Source organism: Longicatena sp. 210702-DFI.1.196 (assembly GCF_020563125.1).
Classification (GTDB): Bacteria; Bacillota_I; Bacilli_A; order Erysipelotrichales; family Erysipelotrichaceae; genus Longicatena; species Longicatena caecimuris.
The window spans coordinates 68,944-83,852 of the sequence record NZ_JAJCPX010000007.1 but is presented as its reverse complement, the minus strand read 5'-3'; the positions used below and the strand labels follow the sequence as shown (position 1 = coordinate 83,852).

At 37.8% G+C, this 14,909-nt stretch carries 14 protein-coding genes; 12 read left to right on the top strand and 2 right to left on the bottom strand.

Annotation, left to right across the window (positions count from 1 at the left end):
* Window positions 1–4 precede the first annotated feature (4 nt).
* Window positions 5–496, bottom strand: a complete 492-nt coding sequence (locus LI241_RS05145; protein WP_008690568.1) for a hypothetical protein — start codon at window positions 494–496, stop codon at window positions 5–7.
* 162 nt (window positions 497–658) lie between these two features.
* On the opposite strand from LI241_RS05145, the gene uvrA reads away from it, so the two are divergent.
* The 11 genes from uvrA to LI241_RS05090 all read left to right on the top strand — a co-directional run bounded on the left by uvrA (window position 659) and on the right by LI241_RS05090 (window position 12,622).
* The gene (gene uvrA / locus LI241_RS05140; protein WP_008690569.1) at window positions 659–3,472 is read left to right on the top strand and encodes an excinuclease ABC subunit UvrA; all 2,814 of its coding nucleotides are present in this window, start codon (window positions 659–661) and stop codon (window positions 3,470–3,472) included.
* Window positions 3,473–3,486: 14 nt separating this feature from the next.
* On the top strand, window positions 3,487–4,431 hold the full coding sequence (hprK, locus tag LI241_RS05135) for an HPr(Ser) kinase/phosphatase (RefSeq protein WP_008690570.1): 945 nt from the start codon (window positions 3,487–3,489) through the stop codon (window positions 4,429–4,431).
* Window positions 4,432–4,441: 10 nt separating this feature from the next.
* Window positions 4,442–5,914, top strand: a complete 1,473-nt coding sequence (lgt, locus tag LI241_RS05130; RefSeq protein ID WP_008690572.1) for a prolipoprotein diacylglyceryl transferase — start codon at window positions 4,442–4,444, stop codon at window positions 5,912–5,914.
* Window positions 5,893–6,816, top strand: coding sequence for a thioredoxin-disulfide reductase (trxB, locus tag LI241_RS05125; RefSeq protein WP_008690574.1), 924 nt, complete (start codon window positions 5,893–5,895; stop codon window positions 6,814–6,816). Before lgt ends, trxB begins: the two co-directional genes overlap by 22 nt.
* A gap of 850 nt (window positions 6,817–7,666) precedes the next feature.
* On the top strand, window positions 7,667–8,521 hold the full coding sequence (gene rapZ / locus LI241_RS05120; RefSeq protein WP_008690580.1) for an RNase adapter RapZ: 855 nt from the start codon (window positions 7,667–7,669) through the stop codon (window positions 8,519–8,521).
* A gap of 3 nt (window positions 8,522–8,524) precedes the next feature.
* On the top strand, window positions 8,525–9,472 hold the full coding sequence (gene yvcK / locus LI241_RS05115; RefSeq protein ID WP_008690583.1) for a gluconeogenesis factor YvcK family protein: 948 nt from the start codon (window positions 8,525–8,527) through the stop codon (window positions 9,470–9,472).
* 5 nt (window positions 9,473–9,477) lie between these two features.
* On the top strand, window positions 9,478–10,416 hold the full coding sequence (whiA, locus tag LI241_RS05110) for a DNA-binding protein WhiA (RefSeq protein WP_008690584.1): 939 nt from the start codon (window positions 9,478–9,480) through the stop codon (window positions 10,414–10,416).
* Window positions 10,417–10,453: 37 nt separating this feature from the next.
* A complete protein-coding gene (locus LI241_RS05105) occupies window positions 10,454–11,002 on the top strand; it encodes a thermonuclease (RefSeq protein ID WP_008690586.1) in 549 nt (182 codons plus the stop codon).
* A gap of 24 nt (window positions 11,003–11,026) precedes the next feature.
* On the top strand, window positions 11,027–11,311 hold the full coding sequence (locus LI241_RS05100; protein WP_008690588.1) for a helix-turn-helix domain-containing protein: 285 nt from the start codon (window positions 11,027–11,029) through the stop codon (window positions 11,309–11,311).
* Window positions 11,312–11,402: 91 nt separating this feature from the next.
* Window positions 11,403–11,705, top strand: a complete 303-nt coding sequence (locus LI241_RS05095) for a hypothetical protein (protein WP_008690591.1) — start codon at window positions 11,403–11,405, stop codon at window positions 11,703–11,705.
* 2 nt (window positions 11,706–11,707) lie between these two features.
* The gene (locus tag LI241_RS05090; RefSeq protein WP_008690592.1) at window positions 11,708–12,622 is read left to right on the top strand and encodes a GNAT family N-acetyltransferase; all 915 of its coding nucleotides are present in this window, start codon (window positions 11,708–11,710) and stop codon (window positions 12,620–12,622) included.
* Between the two features lie 228 nt (window positions 12,623–12,850).
* On the opposite strand, the gene LI241_RS05085 is transcribed toward LI241_RS05090, so the two are convergent.
* A complete protein-coding gene (locus tag LI241_RS05085) occupies window positions 12,851–13,399 on the bottom strand; it encodes a hypothetical protein (protein ID WP_008690593.1) in 549 nt (182 codons plus the stop codon).
* 317 nt (window positions 13,400–13,716) lie between these two features.
* Between LI241_RS05085 and LI241_RS05080 the strand changes: the two genes are divergently transcribed.
* Entirely contained in the window at window positions 13,717–14,895 is a 1,179-nt protein-coding gene (locus LI241_RS05080) for an SIS domain-containing protein (RefSeq protein ID WP_008690594.1), read from the top strand.
* Window positions 14,896–14,909 lie beyond the last annotated feature (14 nt).

Here is a 14,909-nt window from a genome sequence, read left to right as displayed (position 1 = left end):
TTGCCTAGTGGTGATTTCCGTGATATCCTCTATTACAAGCAGTGTGATTACTTCTTCCGCTACGTGTTTGTTTCATCTGGTAGTTACCTTTGTTTGGACATGGTGTCTGTGTACGATGTTGCTTTTGACAATTTGGGCATAAGGTTTGGTTGTTGTTTTGACACTGTCTATTCTCGTTAGCGCAAGGCTGCTGATTTCTATATTGCGAATCATCATTATTGCTTACTGAACGCGTATTTGTAGTATTTGTGGACACCGTTGTTGGCGTAAGAGGGCTTTTTTGTTTTGGGGTGGCTGTTTTCACAGATGCCTTATTTTGAGATATCGCATGGTGTGTTTCTTTATGCTTTTGTGTATTGTCACAATGTTCATGTGTTTCATAACCATGATGAACACCAAAATGTGGAAAGGTGTCAGCTTTTGCCTTCAATAAAGTTATTGAGAGTATAAGGGTAGCAGCGACTGCAATTACGACGACTGTTTTTTTCTTCTTCATAATAAATTCCTCCTTGTGTACCTTGTACACCTATAACACGATGCTATTTTATAAAACCTTTCAAATTTTTTATTTTTTTTTAAAATAATGCGATTCAGAATGCGAAAAGTTAGGCGAAAAGGTCATACTAATGTATAATAGTAGTTGTTTGGAGGTAGAAATATGAGCCATGATTATATAGATATAAAAGGTGCCCGTGAGAATAATTTAAAAAATATCGATATTAAGGTACCACGCGATAAATTTGTCATTATGACCGGAGTATCCGGTTCAGGAAAAACATCTTTGGCATTTGATACGATTTATGCCGAAGGAAGACGACGTTATGTGGAGTCTTTAAGTGCTTATGCCCGTCAATTTTTAGGCAATAGTGAAAAACCGGATGTAGACTCTATTGAAGGATTATCCCCATCCATTTCCATCGATCAGAAAACGACGAGTAATAATCCGCGATCAACGGTTGGAACCGTAACGGAGATTTATGATTATTTGCGTTTGATGTATGCCCGAATCGGTGTACCATATTGTCCTACGCATAATGAACCTATTACATCTCAGACAATTAAACAGATGGTAGATAAAATCATGGAGCTGGAAGATAAGACACGTTTAACGATTTTATCACCGGCCGTCCATGGTCAAAAAGGAACGCATAAGGATTTATTTGACCATTTACGTAAAGAAGGGTATCTTCGCGTGCGAGTTGATGGTGAAATGAAGCTATTGGAAGATGTCGAGGCATTAGAGAAAAATAAGAAACATAATATTGATGTTGTGATTGATCGTATCGTAAAAGGAAGCGATCGTTCACGGTTGCATGATTCATTAGAAACGGCATTAAAGATGAGTGATGGCTTGGCAATCGTCACGTATAACCATGAAGAAGTCTTGTTTTCCAGTAATTATTCTTGTAAATATTGTGGATTTAACATTCCTAAGCTAGAACCTCGATTGTTTTCTTTCAATGCGCCTTTTGGAGCATGTGATACATGTAAAGGGTTAGGTATTACCCAAAAGGTTGATGTTGAATATCTGATACCGGATCGTACAAAATCCATACGTCAGGGTGGTATCGTTTATTATAAGAATATTGTCAATACGGAAAATCTGGAATGGCAAAAATTTGCGGCTTTATTAAACTATTATGATATCAGTATTGATAAACCAATCAAAGATTTTACCAAAAAAGAATTGGATATTGTCTTGTATGGTTCTAAAGATCTGATCTCTTATAAACTTGAATCACGCAGTGGGAATGTGATGAAAAAAACGGAGTTTATCGAAGGTGTATGTACTTTAATCGAACGACGTTATATGGAAACCAGTTCACAGATGTCACGGGAATGGTATGCGACTTTCTTAGCAGAAGCACCATGTCCGACCTGTGGCGGGCGACGTTTAAATGAACAGGCTTTAAGCGTGCGTGTCGGCGGCATTAATATTTATGAATGGACGACGATGTCAGTGCGTCAGGCAGCTGTCTTTATGGAAGAATTAACACTGACAAAACAGGAAGAAGAAATTGCCAAATTAATTGTAAAAGAAATTCGTGAACGTTTGAGTTTCCTGAATAATGTCGGCTTGGGGTATCTGACCTTAGATCGTTTAGCAGGTACTTTATCCGGTGGAGAAGCACAGCGCATCCGGTTAGCAACGCAGATTGGTTCTCACTTAAGTGGGGTATTATATGTGCTGGATGAGCCTAGTATCGGATTGCATCAGCGTGATAATGATCGTTTGATCAATACGTTAAAGGATATGCGAGATCTTGGAAACTCCTTGATTGTTGTTGAACATGATGAAGATACTATGCGGGCAAGTGATTATATCATCGATATCGGTCCGGGTGCCGGAATTCATGGCGGACAAGTTGTTTCTGCCGGAACACCGGAAGAAGTAATGGCGGATCCTAATTCCATTACCGGTCAGTATTTAAGTGGTAAGATGAAAATTGAAGTACCAAGTGAGCGACGAAAAGGTAATAAGAAAAAGTTAGAGGTCATCGGTGCTTGTGAAAATAACTTGAAAAATGTCGATGTGCAATTTCCTTTAGGAACCTTTATTGTTGTTACCGGAGTCAGTGGCAGTGGGAAATCATCACTAGTGAATGAAGTCTTAAGCAAGGGCATCATGCATGAATTAGGAAGAACGCGTATCAAAGCAGGAAAGCATAAGAAAATCAAAGGTATTAAGAACATTGATAAAATTATTGATATCTCACAGGACCCAATCGGTCGTACACCACGAAGTAATCCAGCGACTTATACCGGAGTCTTTGATGATATTCGTGCCCTGTTTGCACAGACACCGGAAGCAAAGATGCGTGGTTATGATAAGGGACGTTTCTCGTTTAATGTAAAAGGAGGACGTTGTGAGGCATGTCAGGGAGATGGTATCCTACGTATCTCCATGCATTTCTTGCCAGATGTTTATGTACCTTGTGAAGAATGTGGCGGTAAGCGTTATAATGATGAAACTTTACAGGTTACTTATAAGGGAAAAAACATCTATGATGTTTTGGAAATGAGTGTGGAAGAGGCAATTGACTTTTTCGCAAATATGCATAAAATAAAACATAAGCTGCAAACCTTAAAAGATGTCGGTCTTGGCTATATTAAGCTGGGGCAAAGTGCAACTACATTATCCGGCGGAGAGGCACAGCGTGTGAAATTAGCAAGTGAACTACAGCGTAAGGCTACCGGTAAGACATTGTTTGTGTTGGATGAACCAACGACAGGTTTACATAGTCATGATGTTAAACGTTTATTAGAAGTATTACAGCGCATTGTATCCAATGGAGATACTGTTTTGGTTATTGAACATAATCTCGATGTTATCAAATCAGCTGACTATGTGATCGATATTGGTCCGGAAGGCGGAGATGAAGGTGGAACGATCATTGCATGTGGGACGCCGGAAGAAGTTGCACAGGTGGAAAATAGCTATACAGGACAATATCTGAAAAAAGTTCTGTAGGAAAGGATGTCATCATGGAAGAAAAAATCAGCTGCCCGGTACGTCGTTTAGTGGAAGCATTTAACTTTGAACAGATTACCGGAAATGATAAATCATTGGATCGCCCGATTTCCATCGCGGATACAAATCGTCCCGGTCTTGAATTGGCAGGATTTTTTGAAAACAGTCAAGTAAAGCGACTGGTGGTATTAGGCGATAAGGAAATCGCTTATATTCAGACGATGAGCGTCGCAAAACAGCGAAAATCCTTTGACTTTATTACCAATGAAGCAACTCCAGCATTGATTATCACAAAAAATCATGAATGCCCGGAATTATTACGAAAATGTGCAAAGCGAAAGAATTTTCCGATCTTTCGCTCTGCTTCACCGACTTGGCGGTTAATCGTCGATATGGTGGCTTTTCTGGATGAACAACTGGCAACCAGTGAATGTCTGCATGGCGGTTTGTTATCCATTTATGGAAAAGGTGTGCTCATTCGCGGTGAAAGTGGCATGGGAAAAAGTGAGATTGCTTTGGAATTGATCAAACGCGGACATTTATTAGTTGCGGATGATCGTGTGGATTGTTATCGTATTCATAATAAGATTATTGGTAAATCACCGGAATTATTAAGAGACATGCTGGAAATCCGTGGTATTGGTGTAATTAATGTGGCACGCATGTTTGGAGTAAGTTCGGTATTGCCAAAAACAGAAATCAACTTTCAGGTTACTTTAGAACCATGGGATCCTGATCAGGATTATGATCGTGTTGGCATAGAAGATAAAAAACACGAAAACATCCTCGGCGTAGAAATACCGAAAATCGTTGTTCCTGTGCGTGAAGGACGTTCTATGGCAGTGATTATTGAATCTGCCGTGACCAACTTCATGTTGAGTGAAATGGGTATGGACAGCGCAAAAGAATTTGAACAACGCGTTTTAGATTATATTGAACGCAATAAGCAAGAGAACTAGGAGGGGTGTTATGACGTTTTTTCCTGATATGAAAACTTTTATTGCCATAGGTGGGTTTCAGATAACTTGGTATGCCATTATCATTTTGACAGGTGCCTTTGTAGCTTATTATCTGACCTTACGCCAAGTTCGCAAATGGGGCTATAAAGAAGAAATATTTGAAAATTTTTTCCTGCTAATGCTGCCGATTGCCATCGTTGGGGCAAGATTGTATTATGTGATTTTTGAATGGAATAATCTATATGCTGCAGATCCTATTTCCGCTTTTTATATATGGGAAGGTGGATTGGCGATTCATGGTGGAGTAATCGCCGGAACTTTATTTGGTGTCTGGTATTTCCATCGTCATCAGATAGATGGTTTGCGCATTGCAGATGCTATATTTCCTAATTTAATGCTAGCTCAGGCGATTGGTCGTTGGGGTAATTTTATGAATCAAGAAGCCTATGGACAAATTGTCAGTGGTGACTTTTATGCCCATTGGCCTTCCTTTATAAAAGATCAGATGTATATTGACGGATATTATCGTCAGCCAACTTTTTTGTTTGAAAGTGTCGGTAATATCGTCGGCTTCCTTTTGATTACCTTTGTCTATAAAAAATATGGCAGAAGAAAACGTGGTGATCTGGCCTTTGCCTATTTGGCATGGTATGGTATGGTACGCTTCTTTGTGGAAGGAATGAGAACCGACTCTTTAATGCTTGGACCTTTACGTATCGCACAAGTCGTGTCTTTGCTTGGGGTCGTATTAGGTGTCTTAGGTATACTTGGTGTCTTTGATCGCCTGTTTAAAAACATTTGGCCATTTAAGCGCCGTAAGCCTGCTATTATCTTTGATTTAGATGGTACGCTTGTTGATACAAAAGCACTTATTTTTGCTTCTTTTCGCCATACATTTAAAAAGTATCTGCCAGAGCATACCTTAACGGATGAGGAATTGCACTCCTTCTTAGGGCCGACATTAAAAGAATCGTTTTTACGTTATTTTGATGCCGAAAAAGTTGATGAAATCATTGCCTATTATCGTGCGTTTAATCATGCACATCATGATGAATATGTAACGGAAATACCGCATGTGAAAGAAACACTTGCCTATCTGAAGGAACATGATTATCCTTTAGCAGTCATGTCGAATAAGCTGTTGGATATCGTGAAGATGGGGTTAGCGCAATTTGATTTAGAAGCATATTTTGAGGTCATCTTAGGTGGTGAAGAAATCAGCGAGCCCAAACCAAGCCCAGTTGGTATTTTGGAAGCATGTGAAAAACTCCATGTGCCGCACGATGATGTTATTTACATAGGAGATTCTCCGACCGATATACAGGCTTGTAAGAAGATGGCTGCTTATTCCGTCGCATTTGTATATGAAGAGGTAAGAGCAGAAGAGATGAAAGCAGAAAAACCTTGTGCTATAATACATGACATGACAGAGATCATCAATTTGGTAAAGGAGGATCACGAATGGAGCGACGTTACGATTTAGTTATCATCGGGGCTGGCCCTGCGGGAATGAGTGCTGCTATTTATGGAAGCCGTGCCGGCTTACAAGTGGCTATGCTGGAGATGGGAGCCCCCGGAGGTAAGTTAGTAAAGACAAATGAAATCAGTAACTGGCCGGGAACCATAGAAACAAACGGTGCTAAACTGGCTAGTGATATGTTTGAACATTCTACGGCATTCGGTGCAGAATATCTGTATGGAAATGTTATCAAGGTAGAAGATGCAGGAGATTATAAGAAAGTTATCTGTGATGATGGTGAGGTATATGAAGCAAAGGCTGTTATTGTCGCAACCGGAACACAGGAGCGTATGATGAAGATTCCAGGCGAAGCAGAAAATATCGGACGTGGTGTATCCTATTGTGCAGTGTGTGATGGGGCATTTTTCCGCAATCAGGAAGTTTGTGTCATCGGTGGCGGTAATTCGGCTTTAGAAGAGGCAAATTACTTAACGCAATTTGCAAACCGCGTGAATATCATAATTCGTCGAGATGTATTTCGGGCAGACAGTATCGTACAAAAAGCAATTAGAGAGAATCCTAAAATCCATGTCATTCCAAAACACATTCCAATTGCTGTTATAGATGATGGAAATCGAGTGGTTGGATTAAAAGTAAGAAATGTTGATACAGGTATTGAAACAACAATCGAGACACATGGCATTTTCCCATATATTGGTTTAGATCCGGCAACTTCTTTCTTAGCAGATTTGCCTGTACTAAATGAACGTGGTTATATGGTTGTGGACGAGAACTGTGAAACAAAGGTAAAAGGTATTTACGGTGCAGGTGATGTGATTGAAAAACAATTACGTCAGGTTGTAACGGCAACCAATGATGGTGCAATTGCGGCACAGCATGCCTTTCATGTTATAAAAGGTTTATAATGGTAAAGAAGTCATATCCGTAAAAAAGATATGACTTTTCTTATTTAAGACAAGAATATCCTTATTTCAGACATCACCATAAGAATCGCTTTTTTTGTGCTATAGTTTTCTTACAGGAAGAAAGGTGAAACCAAATGTGGAAAAGACAAATAAGTACTTTTACAGTTACCTATATTTTTTATATTCTGTTTTTAATTACAAGATGGCATCTTGTGTTTTATAGAATTTATGGAGAAGTATTAAGTGAACACGAAATTAATATATTTACAGGATTAGATCCAAGTCTTTTCACAAGAGATATTTTGATGTTTCTTTTATTTATATTAATTTTTATCCCACCAATAAAATCATTTGAAATAACGCGTATGACAAGAACACAATATTTCAAAAAATGCCTCCCGGCGCTTGTAGGGTGTTCATTCATTATGGCCTTAACTGCGAATGTGATTAAAACGGTTTTCATGATTGTAAAATTCTATCGTGTAGAAACATTGTTGCATAACTACAAATGCATTGGATGAGATTAGTATTTATCGAATTAGAGATTTATTCAAAAAACTAAGAGATGCGGGATGCATAATTATTATTGCCAGTCACAATAAAGAAGATATTGATTGCCTTTGCGACAAAGTTTTAATTATGAAAAGCGGAGAGTTGAGTGAAAAGCAAGAATAAATATCATTTTCGATAAAGAGCAAATCAGTAAAAGCAGCTGTTACGTGTAATTGATTTTATCCGATTACTAAGAAGGAAACAGCTTCTTTTTTATGATTAGGGAAAGAGGATTCTTTTGTGAGAAAAAGTAGCGAATGTGTGCTCGCTGTGGTAAACTTATAGCGAGGTGATACAGATGAATGAACAGAATGTTGTGTTAATAACCGGGATGTCTGGAGCAGGTAAAACGACTGCCATGGGTATTCTGGAAGATATGGGGTATCACTGTATTGATAATTTCCCTGTACAGTTAATTGCATCACTGGGAAAAATTATCAACACCGAACCGGATCCACGCTATAAAAACATTGCCTTGGCAACAACAGCAATGGATTATCCTAAATTTTTACAGTATTTTGAGAATATCGATGTGAATATTCATATTGTTTTTTTAGATGCCAGCAATGAGAAGTTACTATTGCGCTACAAATTTACAAGACGTCATCATCCCATGATCATCTTTCATAAGGCCAAAACCTTAGAAGAGGCAATTGAATTGGAACGCGATATGTTTGATGCCTTAAGCGAACATGCCATCATGCATATTGATACCACGAAATTGGATCAACATGAATTAAAGAGCATGTTGATGGAAAAGCTGGCGTTAGACAGTCGCCGTGTCTTTTCTATTTCGTTTGTATCCTTTGGCTATAAACACGGAGTTCCTATGGATGCAGATTTAGTTTTTGATGTCAGATTCCTACCAAATCCATATTATATAGAGGAACTGAAGAAACAAACGGGTGATGATGCACCGGTTTATGATTATGTGATGAGTTTTGATCAGACAAAAGAATATGTCCGACATTTAAAAAACTTTTTAGATTTTGTTTTCACACAATATAAAAACCAAAATAAGAGTCACATTATGGTAGCGATCGGTTGTACCGGTGGGCATCATCGTAGTGTGACAATTACCAATTGGCTGTATTCTCATTATCGTGATCAATATACCTGTTATAAATCACACCGTGATAAGAAAGTGGGTTAAACTATGAAAAATGTAGCAGTCATTGGCGGGGGCACTGGGTTATCGGTTATGCTGAGAGGGTTAAAACAGATTCCTGACATTAACCTGAGCGCTATTGTGACCGTCGCAGATGATGGTGGCAGTACAGGTCGTATTCGCAGACAATTTCATATCCCCGCTATGGGGGATATCCGCAGTGTGATGTGTGCTATGGCAGAGGAAGAAACGATGTTTACCTCGCTGATGAATTTTCGCTTTGACGGGGATGACAGTGATGTCGGCGGTCATAATTTAGGCAATCTGATTTTGACTGCTTTAACACAGACAAGCGGTAGTTTTATGGAGGCCATCCGTGCCTTTTCAAAATTCTTAAAAGTGCGTGGAAATATCATACCGAGTTCTTTACAGGTCATTACGCTTTACGCTATTATGGAAGATGGAACGATTGTTCGCGGTGAAAGTAATATCCCTAAGTTTTCCAACCGTATTGAAAAGGTTTTTTATCAAGATGATGTTGAAGCTACTAGAGAAGCTCTACAAGCCATTCATGAAGCGGACATCATTTTCTACGGCATTGGCAGCTTGTATACAAGCATTATGCCTAATTTGATTGTCAATGGTGTGGTGGATGAATTAAAAAGAAATAAAGCAAAAAAGATATATTTCTGTAATGCGATGACACAACCGGGAGAAACAGATCATTTCTCAGTTGAAGATCATATTCGGGCTTTACAGCGTCATTCCTTTGCGGATGCCGTAGATATTGTCATTACGCATAATAATGTTGTCAGCAAAGAATTACTTGATAAATATTTAGCTATGGGAAGTGAACCGGTCAAGGTAAAGGAAGAGCAGCATGATTATGAAATATTATATCGTGATGTCTTAAGTTTTGAAGATCAGCTGATTCGTCATGATTCAGATAAGATTAGAGATGTAATTCAGGAAGTTATAGAAAAAGAGTTAGGATGATGTAGATGTCTTTTACGACGGAAGTTAAATCGGAAATAGCGGCGAATGAGTTGCATCCTTGCTGTATGAAAGCAGAATTGAGCGCTGTTTTACAAATGTGTTCAACGATGAATTTCACTAGTGATGGGGTGCATCTGACAATTAAAACAGAAAATCCCACAACGGCGAAACGTATCTATAAATTGGTGAAAGAACGTTATGATGTAACTACACGACTTTCTGTTATCAAAAAGATGAAACTGAAAAAAAATAATATCTATGTGATACGTGTGGAAAATAAAGCAATGGAAATCTTAAAGGATTTGGAAATATTCACCGAAAAAGGTTTGCAGGCTCATCCATCTAGCCGTATGTTGCGTAAAGAATGCTGTGCCAGAGCATATTTAGCAGGAGCTTTCTTGGCTGGAGGCAGCGTTAATTCACCGAATAAAGCAAATTATCATTTAGAAATTAGTACCAACAATGAAGGGTTGGCAAAGTTTATTCAAAAGCTGATGAACCGCTTTGATTTGCCGGCAAAATATATCAAACGCCGCAATCAAGATGTAATCTATCTAAAGGCTAGTGATAAGATTGGTGATTTTCTTCGTTATATCGGCGCAAGTGATGCAGTCTTTACGTTTGAAGATAGTCGTATTCAACGAGATTTCATGAACTCATTGACACGTTTGGATAATTGTGAGCTGGCAAATGAGATGAAAAGTATGGCAGCGGGAAAAAAACAATTGGAAGATATTCAATGGATTGAAAATTATCGTGGTTTAGAGGCATTGCCTGAAAAGCTTCAGCATGCTGCTTATGCGCGAAAGGAATTACCGGAAGCTAGCCTTTTAGAGCTATGTGATTATTGCGCAGATGTATATGATGAAACCATATCGAAATCGGGCATGAAACATCGCTTGGCAAAATTAAAGGAAATGGCCGACCAGTACCGCAAGGTATAAATTAAATAGAAAAGTGCAGACTAAAAAGGGTGATGATATGAAAATCTTCATGATACTAATAGCTGCACTTTTTCCTTTTCTACATAATACGCCTTATGAAGTACAAATTAGTGACTGCCAAAAAGATCAGATCATAGCAGAGAGTCAAGGAAGTAAATTAAATCTTTCTTTATTTAATATCCATTTAAAAAATGAGAATGCTTGGAAGAAAACCTGTTCTATTTTAATGGAGGCAGATCATGTAACAATGGAAATAGATCCTACGACACAAATTAATGAAAAGTTAAGTGTATATCTGTTTGCGGATGGAACGCTTATACAAGAAGAATTGCTTTCACAGGGTCTTGCTTATATATTAATACGCAATCCTGAATATGTATATGAGGAACAAATGGAGAAAGCAGAAACAAAAACAACACAGACGATGGCAAAACCAACGATAGAAAAAAAACATAAACGTTATCCTTTTCAGGGGCCTATATATCTTGGAATATGTACTCTTTTATGGTTAGGTATGCTGCTCTATTATGGCTTTCATAAAAAAGCGAAAAAGTCGTCTTTACGTCATAAAAATATGATACAATAGAACCTAGAAAGGTGGGAAGCGTGTATGCAGGCATACATTGCACGTACCCCCAATGTTTCGAAAAAGGAGCTGGAAAGACGGCAAAAAGAGTGTAGAGGAGATCAACGACTGCGTATTGAAGCCCGCTTTGGACGCAATGTGCGTTCTTTGAGAAAACAGCGACATTTGACGCAGGAAGAACTGGCAGCCCTCTGCCATGTTCATCAACATTATATTTCCGACATTGAGCGTGGTGTTCGGAATGTGTCGCTGCGGGTAGTGGAAACAATTGCGAGAGCATTGGGTGTACACGAAAAAGACTTATTATAGAAGAAGAGGGAGAAATCCCTCTTTTCATATACAGAACAAAGATTTTATATTATAATGAATCTGTAATATTTTAATGAAAGTGAGGAATATCATGGACATTCTTATCTATATTATCGTAGCTATTTTATTGCTTTATGTATTCTTTATGATTTTACCAATTGTTTTACCGATTATTCTATTCATCGTCTTGGCATTATTTTTCTATATTTTATATATGAAACATAAAATCCAAAAAAACATGGAAAAGTTTGAAGATGATATGGATTCTTATGATCAAGAGGATTTTCAAGACTATCGTAGGTATGACAATCAGCGTAGAACAAGTGATACAGATGATATCATTGATGTTGAATATACAGAAACGGAAGAAAAAGATGATAATGGAGCGTGGTAAGCATGGTAAAGGAAGCTGGAAGAGACGACAAATCTGAGGTTTATGAATTATGGAAACATGCCTATCCAAGTCAAAATCGTAATTATTTAAGCTTCTATTTCCGTCATTTATTTGATGAAGGTGTTTGTTTGGTACAGGAACAGGATCATCGTATTATCTCCAGTCTGCAAATGAATACACACGTCATGCGGTTTCAAGGTAAATTATTGAATATCTCTTATATATTAGGAGTTAGCACATTACCCGATTATCGCCGCCGCGGACATATGCGTGAATTGATGAACAGTGCATTGGATGAGGCGAGTCATAACCATTTAATTACATTGGTGAAAGCATTCAATCCGCGACTATATGAACAATTTGGCTTTCAGGTACTATATGAACGCAAACAATATCTCATTCAAAGGGAATACCTTAATAAGATCATACCACTGCGAGTGGCACATGAGGCTGAAGCAAAAGAGTTGTTAAAGGCGTATCGGCAATTTATCCGTCATTTTGATGGATATTATGAACGAGATGTGGCCTATTATGAAACATTGTTAAAAGAGTTGACTCTGGGAATTAAGCAGTTGGTAACATATCGTGATGCGCATGGAACGCTTTGCGGGTATTTGATTTATCAAATGCAGAAAAATGATCTTGTTGTGAAAGAGGCTGTTTATATGGAGTCGATTGCTTTACAGCGAATGATGAAAGAGATACTTGGTGATCATGAGGCTATTATCGTGGAAGTCAGTCAAAGTGAAAAACTTGAAAAAATCTTTACCTTGGCGATACCTAAACGTTCAGCCTTTATGATGGCCCGCATTAACAGTTATCCATTGTTCAATAAGCTGTTTAATGCCAAAGCAAAAACGCCCAAAGAAGCGTATGCCATTTTAAAAAAGCCATTATGGCTGCATGAGTATTATTAAGGTAGTCAAGTGTAAAACTGGCAGATGCCTAAGCAAAAGATATTTAGAAAGTTAAGGATGAAAATAACATCTTTAGCTTTTTTTGTAATATACCGTATGCTTTAAAAAGATTGTTTTGCGAAATCAAGAAATAAAAAGAGAATTCTTATACATGGCTGAATAGCCGTTTAGAATTCTCTTCTTTCCCAATGAATTTATGCTGTAATCTTTTGATTACAGTTTTTTTTCTTAACCAACGTTGTTTTTCTTGAATAGAAACGCTCTGATTTCAATTATACACATGATAGCAGCGGCAACGGCAATTGCCCAATTCAGATACAGGATGACACCTTCATACCCTTGCTGATATGCATTGATGATTAGCAATACAGATAAAGCGATAAATAAAAAGATTTTGATGACAATTTTTTTCGCATCTAAATTTGCTTCTGATTGTATCGTTCCCATGTGATTAACCGGTTTGAAATTTGGTATCTGTGGCAAAGTCTGCAGGAATTTACGGAATTTGAATTCCATGAGCGCATATGCTGCAATACCTAAGAAAATACACATAATCAAAGGAAGCTCAAACATATATGCAAAGATTGCGGCAATGCCACCGATAAAGAAACGCGAACTATAGGTACGGAATGGTTTGGTTTTATCTGTTAACACATAACCTACATGATTCATACGGTTAAGATATACCGGACGTCCTTTTTCATCATGATATACATTAAGACCGCCTATTTTATTGTCTTCTGCTGACATCGCGGTTTTTCTGCCTTTTATAGCCATTAAAAATCACCTCTAACGCTTATTATATATGGAAACAAGAAGTTCGTCTACCTTAAAAGAAAGAAATACAAAGAAAATAATGCTTTTTAAAGCATCGCATGCCTATTTTCTTATCCCATATCAGAATCCGCTTCTTTCACATTTATTAAGGCTGTCAGCGGATAATTAACGCTATAAAAAAGGCAATATCGAAAATTAGTGAGGTTTTTGCACATTTTAACAACTTTATGCACAGTGCGTTGTTTTTTTTACTATCGTGAGATATAATGAAGTCGTAATGAAAAGGATTTCAAAATTCAGAAAAGGAGCGATGAAACATGATTTTTGGAAAAGACTCAGCACAGTGGGAAAGTTTGAAGGGAACCTTCACTGCAACGGAAATTAACCAGCAGCCGGCAACGTGGAGAAAAACCATCAAACAGATCGAAGACAGCAAAGATGAATTAAAGGCATTTATTGAAAATGTTACAAAGAATGAAGATTATGACATCATTCTGACAGGTGCCGGAACAAGTGAATTTGTTGGTAACTCTATTTATACGTATGTTGCAAGACGTACAAATTACAAAACAAAATCTTATGGAACAACCGATATTGTTGCAACTCCAGAAGCTTATTTATCTCAAGACAAACCAACCCTGTTAGTATCTTATGGAAGAAGTGGTAACTCACCAGAATCTGTAGGTGCTGTTGATGTTGCGGATGAAGTATGCGGTAAGAATGTATATCACTTATTCATCACTTGTAATGCAGAAGGAGCTTTGAGTAAAGCAGCTGCAAAACGTGATAATGCATATGCTATCAATTTAACTCCAGAAACACACGATCAAAGCTTTGCTATGACTAGCAGTTTCTCTAACATGATGTTAGCAACGCTGTTATGCTTCAGCTTGGATAATCTGGATGAAGTAAAAGCAGAATTAGAAGATGTTATCACAGCTGCTGAAAATACTTGCGCAAATGATTGGAATACATTTAAAGAAATCGCTGATGGATTTGATTTCAACCGTATCGTTTACCTTGGAGCAAACTGCTTAAAAGGTATCGCTCAGGAAAGTCAGCTGAAAATGTTGGAACTTACTGCAGGTAAAGTTGCTACAATGTTTGATACGCCAATGGGATTCCGTCATGGACCTAAATCAATCATCAATGATGAAACATTAACAGTTGTTTATGTTAGTGATGATCCATATACTCGCCAGTATGAAGTGGATTTGATCAAAGAAATGAGCGCACAGCGTAAAGGCAATAAAATTGCTGCGATCATGAATAAAGAAGATAAAGAAATCGTTGAATTAGTTGATTATGCATATGCTTGCAACTTGAAAAATGAACATGACAATGCATTCTTAGGATTCAACTACATCGTAGCTGCGCAGATTTTAGCATTATTCAAATCATTAGCATATGGTTCTACTCCAGACAATCCATGTCCTACAGGAGAAGTTAACCGTGTAGTAAAAGGTGTCATCTTGCACCCATATACAAAGAAATAATTGTTGGAGGTAAA

Bases quoted from the DNA above. Each gene is read 5' to 3' on its own strand.
- LI241_RS05145 (WP_008690568.1), bottom strand. From the start codon at position 496: ATGAAGAAGAAAAAAACAGTCGTCGTAATTGCAGTCGCTGCTACCCTT.
- uvrA (WP_008690569.1), top strand. From the start codon at position 659: ATGAGCCATGATTATATAGATATAAAAGGTGCCCGTGAGAATAATTTA.
- hprK (WP_008690570.1), top strand. From the start codon at position 3,487: ATGGAAGAAAAAATCAGCTGCCCGGTACGTCGTTTAGTGGAAGCATTT.
- lgt (WP_008690572.1), top strand. From the start codon at position 4,442: ATGACGTTTTTTCCTGATATGAAAACTTTTATTGCCATAGGTGGGTTT.
- trxB (WP_008690574.1), top strand. From the start codon at position 5,893: ATGGAGCGACGTTACGATTTAGTTATCATCGGGGCTGGCCCTGCGGGA.
- rapZ (WP_008690580.1), top strand. From the start codon at position 7,667: ATGAATGAACAGAATGTTGTGTTAATAACCGGGATGTCTGGAGCAGGT.
- yvcK (WP_008690583.1), top strand. From the start codon at position 8,525: ATGAAAAATGTAGCAGTCATTGGCGGGGGCACTGGGTTATCGGTTATG.
- whiA (WP_008690584.1), top strand. From the start codon at position 9,478: ATGTCTTTTACGACGGAAGTTAAATCGGAAATAGCGGCGAATGAGTTG.
- LI241_RS05105 (WP_008690586.1), top strand. From the start codon at position 10,454: ATGAAAATCTTCATGATACTAATAGCTGCACTTTTTCCTTTTCTACAT.
- LI241_RS05100 (WP_008690588.1), top strand. From the start codon at position 11,027: ATGCAGGCATACATTGCACGTACCCCCAATGTTTCGAAAAAGGAGCTG.
- LI241_RS05095 (WP_008690591.1), top strand. From the start codon at position 11,403: ATGGACATTCTTATCTATATTATCGTAGCTATTTTATTGCTTTATGTA.
- LI241_RS05090 (WP_008690592.1), top strand. From the start codon at position 11,708: ATGGTAAAGGAAGCTGGAAGAGACGACAAATCTGAGGTTTATGAATTA.
- LI241_RS05085 (WP_008690593.1), bottom strand. From the start codon at position 13,399: ATGGCTATAAAAGGCAGAAAAACCGCGATGTCAGCAGAAGACAATAAA.
- LI241_RS05080 (WP_008690594.1), top strand. From the start codon at position 13,717: ATGATTTTTGGAAAAGACTCAGCACAGTGGGAAAGTTTGAAGGGAACC.